Annotated in this window: 7 protein-coding genes; 3 read left to right on the top strand and 4 right to left on the bottom strand. The window is 72.9% G+C overall.

Annotated elements, in window-relative coordinates:
• Positions 1-124: 124 nt before the first annotated feature.
• Positions 125-967, bottom strand: a complete 843-nt coding sequence (locus tag AB0J36_RS24260; protein ID WP_357131255.1) for an FAD:protein FMN transferase — start codon at positions 965-967, stop codon at positions 125-127.
• A gap of 224 nt (positions 968-1,191) precedes the next feature.
• On the opposite strand from AB0J36_RS24260, the gene AB0J36_RS24255 reads away from it, so the two are divergent.
• Both AB0J36_RS24255 and AB0J36_RS24250 read left to right on the top strand, forming a co-directional pair.
• Positions 1,192-2,223: a 3-isopropylmalate dehydrogenase gene (locus AB0J36_RS24255; RefSeq protein ID WP_357399338.1), complete on the top strand. Its 1,032-nt coding sequence runs from the start codon at positions 1,192-1,194 to the stop codon at positions 2,221-2,223.
• A 164-nt stretch (positions 2,224-2,387) separates the two neighbouring features.
• Positions 2,388-3,485 carry a branched-chain amino acid aminotransferase gene (locus AB0J36_RS24250; protein WP_357131249.1) on the top strand — a complete coding sequence of 366 codons (1,098 nt, stop codon included), beginning with the start codon at positions 2,388-2,390 and terminating at the stop codon, positions 3,483-3,485.
• A gap of 61 nt (positions 3,486-3,546) precedes the next feature.
• On the opposite strand, the gene AB0J36_RS24245 is transcribed toward AB0J36_RS24250, so the two are convergent.
• From AB0J36_RS24245 to AB0J36_RS24235, 3 genes are all read right to left on the bottom strand, one after another.
• Positions 3,547-4,293, bottom strand: a complete 747-nt coding sequence (locus tag AB0J36_RS24245; protein WP_357392960.1) for a tyrosine-protein phosphatase — start codon at positions 4,291-4,293, stop codon at positions 3,547-3,549.
• A gap of 56 nt (positions 4,294-4,349) precedes the next feature.
• Entirely contained in the window at positions 4,350-4,808 is a 459-nt protein-coding gene (locus tag AB0J36_RS24240; RefSeq protein ID WP_357131243.1) for a PRC-barrel domain containing protein, read from the bottom strand.
• 129 nt (positions 4,809-4,937) lie between these two features.
• The gene (locus tag AB0J36_RS24235; protein WP_357392962.1) at positions 4,938-5,468 is read right to left on the bottom strand and encodes a carboxymuconolactone decarboxylase family protein; all 531 of its coding nucleotides are present in this window, start codon (positions 5,466-5,468) and stop codon (positions 4,938-4,940) included.
• 246 nt (positions 5,469-5,714) lie between these two features.
• On the opposite strand from AB0J36_RS24235, the gene cimA reads away from it, so the two are divergent.
• Positions 5,715-7,298, top strand: a complete 1,584-nt coding sequence (gene cimA / locus AB0J36_RS24230) for a citramalate synthase (RefSeq protein WP_357392964.1) — start codon at positions 5,715-5,717, stop codon at positions 7,296-7,298.
• Positions 7,299-7,466 lie beyond the last annotated feature (168 nt).

Below are 7,466 nucleotides of genomic sequence, written 5' to 3'. Positions count from 1 at the left end.
CGCCCGGCGGGTTTGGGTTTCGTCCGGATACAACACCGGTATCCGGACGAAACCGCGCCTTGCCGGATCGCCGCCCGGACTCTGCCTCGGCTCGACCGCCCTTATGAAACAGGCCCTCGGGCCCTCAGCGCCGGTGGGCGAAGAGCGCCCGGTACTCGGAGCCACCCCGGAACCAGGCCAGGCCCGTGGGGCCGGCGGCGTAGAGCGCGGTGGCGTACGCGTCGGCGACCGTCAGGTCCGGGCCGACGACGGTCGCGGCGATGAGGTGGTTGGCCGGCTCGCCGGTGTGCGGGTCGACGACGTGTCCCCGCCGTCCGGACACCCCGGAGGTGCCGACTGCTCCCGAGGTCATCTCCAGCATCAGTGGCGCGCGGTCCGGCGCCGTCGGGTGGTGTACCGCGACCCGCCACGGTCCGCCGTGCGGCGCGCGGCCCCGGACCACGAGGTCGGCGCCGGCGAGTACGGCGTAGTCGTGCACGCCCGCCGCGCGCAGCCGGGCGGCGGCGCGGTCCACGGCCCAGCCGCCCAGTAGGCCGCCCGGGTCGAAGCCGCCGGGGACCGCCCAGGCGTCGAACCAGCCGTCGGTGGCGGCGCGCATCGCCGTGCAGCGGTCCACCAGGTCGGCCAGCGGGGCGTACGACGCGGGGCTGATCTCGCCCCGGCGCAGCCTGGAGACCAGGCTCTCCGGACGGTTCGGGCCGTAGGTCAGGTCGATCGCGCGCAGTTCGGCGACGCTGTCCCGCAACGCCTCGCCGACGCCCCGGCGGCCGAGCCCTTCGGGGGCGTTGAGCAGCAGGGTGTACTCCGCCGTGGCGGTGCGGACGGTGTGCTGCACGGCGATGCGGCCCTGGGTGGCGGCGGCCGGGTCGAACCGGCGACGGCGGCTGCCGAGGCGGAGGTCGGGCCGGCGGTGCCGGAACGCCGACAGGTCCGGCCAGCGGGTCCGCGGCTGCTCGTCGATGCGCATGGCGCCTGCCCCCTCGCAGTTGACGTCGCGTCGTCACGACCACCGTTCGCGGGCCCCCTGACCCGCTGTCCCTTACCGTAGGCAGCGCAGATGATCGCTACATGAATCCCAGCTGAGAGGGTGCTGTGCATCCTCCTGTCTCAGATGCTGGAAGCTTCGTACCGGGAGTCGGGACGGCGACGTACCGTTGCCGGACAGGGCAGTCGAGCGTGGGGAGAGCGGGCGTGACGCGGATCGCGGTGGTGGCCGGGGACGGCATCGGGCCCGAGGTGGTCGCGCAGGCCCGCAAGGTCCTCGACGCGGTGCTTCCCGGTGTGCAGGCCACCGAGTACGACCTCGGCGCCGCCCGCTGGCACCGTACCGGAGAGGTCCTGCCCGACTCGGTGCTGACCGAGCTGGCCGGGCACGACGCGATCCTGCTCGGCGCGGTGGGTGACCCCACGGTGCCGCCGGGTGTCCTGGAGCGCGGCCTGCTGCTCAAGCTCCGGTTCGCCTTCGACCAGTACGTCAACCTGCGCCCCTCGCGGCTCTGGCCCGGCGTCGCCGGGCCGCTGGGCAACGTGAAGCCGGGCGAGGTCGACCTGGTGGTGGTCCGCGAGGGCACCGAGGGGCTGTACGCCGGCGCGGGCGGGACGTTGCACCGCGACACGCCCGCCGAGGTCGCCACGGAGGAGAGCCTCAACACCCGGCACGGCGTGGAGCGGGTGATCCGTGACGCGTTCGCGCGGGCCGGTCGTCGGGAGCGGCGCAAGGTCACGCTGGTGCACAAGACCAACGTACTGACCCACGCCGGGTCGCTGTGGTCGCGCGCCTTCGCGGCGGTCGCGGCCGAACACCCGGACGTGGCGACGGAGTACCAGCACGTCGACGCGGCCGCGATGTTCCTGGTGACCCAGCCGCAGCGCTACGACGTGGTGGTCACCGACAACCTCTTCGGCGACATCCTCACCGACATCGCCGCCGCCGTCACCGGCGGAATCGGGCTGGCCGCCAGTGGCTGCATCAACCCCGAGGGCGCGTACCCCTCGATGTTCGAGCCGGTGCACGGCTCGGCGCCGGACATCGCCGGGCAGGGCGTCGCGGACCCGGTGGCCGCGGTGCTCTCCGTGGCGCTGCTGCTGGAGCAGCTCGGGCACGCCGAGGCGGCGGCCCGGGTCGACGCGGCGGTCGCCGCCGAGTTGGCCGGCCGTACCCCGGGCGCGACGCTGCGCACCGCCGAGGTCGGCGACCGGCTCGCCGCCCACGCCGTAGCCTGACCGCCCCGGGCCGCGTCGCGGCCGGGGGCGGTCTTCGCCTGTCCGGGCAGTCCACCCGGTCCCGAGCGGCGCTACCTTCTGAACGGTCGTTCGGGGTAAGTTTCTGGCACAGCCATGTCGGTGTGCGATCCCGCATGCCGTTGTCCCGCAGGGAGGTCAGCGCGATGAGCGGTGGTGACAAGCTCGACTTCGAGATCCGTCCGAATCCCACGCCGGTATCCGCCGCCGACCGGGCTGCCCTGCTGGCCAACCCCGGATTCGGCCGCGTCTTCACCGACCACATGATCACGATCCGCTACGCGGAGGGCAAGGGCTGGTACGACGCCCGGGTGGAGGCGCGGGCGCCGATCCCGATGGACCCGGCCAGCGCGGTGCTGCACTACGCGCAGGAGATCTTCGAAGGGCTGAAGGCCTACCGGACGGCCGACGGTGGCGTGACGATGTTCCGGCCGGACGCCAACGCCGCCCGCTTCGTCGACTCGGCCAAGCGGATGGCGATGCCGGCGTTGCCGCCCGAGGTGTTCGTCGACTCACTGCACAAGCTCATCGAGATCGACCGGGAGTGGATCCCGACCGGCGAGGACGGCAGTCTCTACCTGCGGCCGTTCATGTTCGCCAGCGAGGTCTTCCTCGGCGTCCGTCCGGCCAACGAATACCTGTACATGGTGATCGCCTCGCCGGCCGGCGCGTACTTCACCGGTGGCGTCAAGCCGGTCACGATCTGGGTCTCCCCGGACTACACCCGGGCGGCGCCCGGCGGCACCGGCGCGGCCAAGTGTGGCGGCAACTACGCCACGTCGCTGGCGGCCCAGGCGGAGGCCATCGAGGCCGGCTGCGACCAGGTGGTCTTCCTCGACGCCGTGGAGCGCCGCTTCGTCGACGAGTTGGGCGGCATGAACGTCTTCTTCGTCTACGACGACGACACGGTGGTCACCCCGCCGCTGACCGGCACGATCCTGCCGGGCATCACCCGCGACGCGATCATCACGCTGGCCGGCAAGGCGGGGCACCAGGTGCAGGAGCGGCCGGTCTCGTTCGCCGACTGGCAGGCCGACGCGGCCAGCGGCCGGCTGCGCGAGGTCTTCGCCTGCGGCACCGCCGCGGTGATCACCCCGATCGGCGGGGTGCGCTTCCCCGACGGCGAGTTCCTGATCGGTGGCGGCGAGCCCGGCCGGGTCACCATGTCGCTGCGTCAGCAGTTGGTCGACATCCAGCGCGGCAAGGCCGCCGACCCGCACGGTTGGGTGCACCAGGTCTTCTGACGTCCGTCGGCCGACCGACCCGTCGAACGGGCCGGTCGGCCGCGGCGCTGGGACACGCGCCCTAACCCTCGTCGAGCAGGTGGTCGCGTAGGGCGGCGAGCTGCTTGTCGGTCACCCCGGCATGCCGCAGGTACGCCTCGATCGAGCCGTGCCCCTCACGCAGTTCGTCAAGGAACATCTGCATGGCCTCGGCGGGCGACGCCAGGAACGGCGCCGGCACCTCCGCGGCGTCCGGCATGGTGGCGGCCAGCCAGGCGCTGAACCGGGCCGACGCCTCGGTGCTCAGCGCGTAGTCGGCGGTGATGTCCGCGTCGTCGACGCCCAGCACGGCGAGGGTCAGGGCGCACACGATGCCGGTGCGGTCCTTGCCGGCCACACAGTGCACGACGACCGGGGCGTTCGCCGAGTCGGCGATCAGCCCGATCGCCTCGCCCAGGCCCGCGGTGCCGGTCTGGGCCAGGTCGGCGTAGCGGTCGGCGAGGTAGCGCGCCAGGTCGGTGCCCTTCTCGTGCGGCGTCAGCGCCCAGTCCTCGTGCTCCGGGTGGATGTGCCGGTACGTCAGCCCCTGGTAGGCCGGCACCCGACCGTCGCGCTCCACCTCGGTGGGGCGGCGCAGGTCGACGACGGTGCGGATGCCGATGGCGGCGAACGCGTCGCGGTCCTGCTCGTCGAGCCGGTGCAGGGAGTCGGAGCGGTAGAGGCGACCACGGCGCACGGTACGGCCGTCGTGGCCGAGGTAGCCGCCGACGTCGCGGAAGTTGAAGGTCGCGGGCAGCGTGATGTGACGTTCGTCGTCGATGGCGTCCACGTGCACACGGTAACGGCCGGCGGGCTCATGTCCCACCGGCCGTCGGGTCGGATCGGTCAGCGCGCGGTGCCCGGGGGAAGCGCGCCGTACGTCTCGTCGTAGTAACCGCCGAGCTGATCCCGGTACGCCGGGTCGCTGTGGCTGGCCTCGTCGTACTCGGGGGCGGCCTTGATCTGGTCGCGGGTGCGGTCGACGGAGACGGTGCGCTGGTCGTGGTCGACCAGGTTGACCGTGCCGGCGGGCAGCATCACCTTCTTGCCGAAGACCCACGGCCCGGTGTCCACGACCAGGTAGCTGCCGCCGACCTCGTGGCTGGCGCTGTCGATTTTGCCGACACCGCCGTCGCTGGCCTCGACCTTGTAGCCGACCAGGTCGGCGTCGGCCACGCCGGCGGTGTCGCGGTAGCGCCACGGGTCGAACGTGCCGGCCGGCGCCCCGCCGGCCACGGCGCCCTGGTCGCCGCCGCGCAGCGGGTCCGGCCCGGCGTGGGCGGCGTGTGGGTCGATCCTGTCCATGCCGTTCGCTCCTGACTGTCGCCGACGTCCCGGGCTGTCGTGCCCGCCCCTGAGGAGCTACCCGGCTGCGGGGGCCCGGAAACGGCGACCGGACCGGAGCGCCGGCCGGTCCGGGCCGCACGAGGGGCCTCAGGCCAGGGCGGCCTCGGCGTCCAGCGTGACCGCCGCCGCGTGGACGACGGCGGAGATCCGCAACGCCTCGTGCACCTGCTCCCGGGGGACGCCACGACGGCGCAGCGCCTTCTCCTGCGTCTGGAGGCAGATCTCGCAGCCGATGATCGCGGACACGCCGAGGCACCACAGCTTGAAGTCGCTCTTGTCCACGCCGGGTCGGGCGACGAGCTGCATGCGGAGGCGGGCCGGTATCGAGGCGTACTCCTCGTCGCCGATGAGATGCGTGGCGCGGTAGTAGATGTTGGTCATCGCCATGACGGCCGCCGCGCCCTTGGCCGCCTCGACGCCGTCCGGCCCGAGGGGGTCGAGCGCCTCGGCGGCGATCTCGCGCAGTACCAGCGGGTTGCGCGCGGCCACCGCGCAGGCCAGCGCCGTGCCCCACGTCCGCGCCGGGGTCAGCGTCGCCGCGCCGATCGTCGAGTCGAGGTTGTGGGCGATGTCCGTGGCGTACGCGGGCAGGGCCGCCCGGATCGTGTCCAGTCCCACGGGTCAGTCCTCGGCGGGTGGGGTGTCGGTGTCGAGCGACACGGTGCGCACGGGGCCTCCTTGTGGGCGGGATGTCCCACCATGTGGATTGTCTCTCCCAAAAGCGGGAGCGGGTGGCAAAGTAGCGATCGTGACCTGCACCGCCCTGATTATTGCGACCTAGCGCGCCGGCTCTCCCCTCCGCCGAGCGCGCAGACCTCCCGCATCCCGCGGGGGGTCTTTTTGTTGCTCCGAGAAAGGATCCTGATGACGTTCCAGGTCTTCGACACGACGTTGCGAGACGGCGCCCAGCGCGAGGGGCTCACCTACTCGGTGGTCGACAAGCTGGCGGTGGCCCGGCTGCTCGACGAGTTCGGCGTCGGGTTCATCGAGGGCGGTTGGCCGGGCGCGGTGCCCAAGGACACCGAGTTCTTCCGCCGCGCCCGCACCGAGCTGACCCTGCGTCACGCCGTGCTGGTGGCGTTCGGCGCCACCCGCAAGGTCGGTGTCGCGGTCGCCGACGACCCTCAGGTGCGCGGCCTGCTGGACGCGCAGACCCCGGCGGTCGCCCTGGTCGCCAAGGCCGACATCCGCCATGTCGAGCGCGCGTTGCGCACCACCGGCGCGGAGAACCTGGCGATGATCCACGACACCGTCACCCACCTGGTCGCCGAGGGACGCCGGGTCTTCGTCGACGGCGAGCACTTCTTCGACGGCTACCGCCACGACCCCGCGTACGGCGCCGCCGTGGTGCAGACCGCGCTCGCCGCGGGCGCCGAGCGGATGGTCCTCTGCGACACCAACGGCGGGATGCTGCCGTCCCAGGTGACCGCCGCGATCCACGACCTGACCGGCCGGCTCGGGGTCGACGCCGCGCTGTTCGGCATGCACGCCCAGAACGACACGGCCTGCGCGGTCGCCAACACGATCGCCGCCGTCGAGGCGGGGGTCCGGCACGTGCAGGGCACCGCCAACGGGTACGGCGAACGCCCCGGCAACGCCGACATCTTCGCCGTCGTCGCCAATCTCCAGCTCAAGCTGGGTATGCCCGTCCTACCGGAGGGATGCCTGGCCCAGATGGTGCGGGTCTCGCACGCCATCGCCGAGATCGCCAACATCGCCCCCGACACCCACCAGGCGTACGCCGGGGCCGCCGCCTTCGCCCACAAGGCGGGGCTGCACGCGAGCGCGATCAAGGTCGACCCGTTGCTCTACAACCACGTGGACCCGTCGGTGGTGGGCAACGACATGCGGATCCTGATAACCGAGATGGCCGGCCGGGCCAGTGTCGAGCTCAAGAGCCGCGAACTCGGCCTGGACCTGGCCGGCCGTCCGGAGGCGCTGACCCGGGTCACCAAGCGGGTCAAGGAGTTGGAGGCGGGCGGGTGGTCCTTCGAGGCCGCCGACGCCTCGTTCGAGCTGCTCGTCCGCTCCGAACTGCCCGAGGGCGGCCCGGCGCGGCCGTTCACCCTGGAGTCGTACCGGGTGCTGGTCGAGCACCGCGAGGACGGCGCGGTCGTCTCCGAGGCGACCGTGAAGATCCGGGTACGCGGCGAGCGGGTCATCGCCACCGCGGAGGGCAACGGCCCGGTCAACGCGCTGGACGAGGCGCTGCGGGTCGGGCTGGCGCGGCACTACCCGCAGTTGCGCGACTTCGAGCTGGCCGACTACAAGGTGCGCATCCTGGAGGGCAGCCACGGCACGGGCGCGGTGACGCGGGTGTTGCTGGAGACCGCCAACGGCACCGGCCGGGACTGGACGACGGTGGGCGTACACCCCAACGTCGTCGAGGCGAGCTGGCACGCCCTGGTAGACGCCCTCACCTACGGCCTGGCTCCCGCCCCGGTCTGACCGCAGACCACCGCGGCGCACATCGCCGTCGGTCCGGCGCGGCGGCGGCGGCGCACCTCGCCGGACGGGAAGCGGGGAGTCGGTTGCGGGGGTTGGGGGGGGGGTGTTCGAGGCGTTGGAGAGGCACCACCACCCCCCCGGGCGGGGCGCGCCCCCCGGCGGGGAGGT

The sequence above is a fragment of the Micromonospora sp. NPDC049662 genome (assembly GCF_040675055.1).
Classification (GTDB): Bacteria; Actinomycetota; Actinomycetes; order Mycobacteriales; family Micromonosporaceae; genus Micromonospora.
Note: the sequence above shows the minus strand (reverse complement) of the source record. Positions and strands in the feature narration are given on the sequence as shown.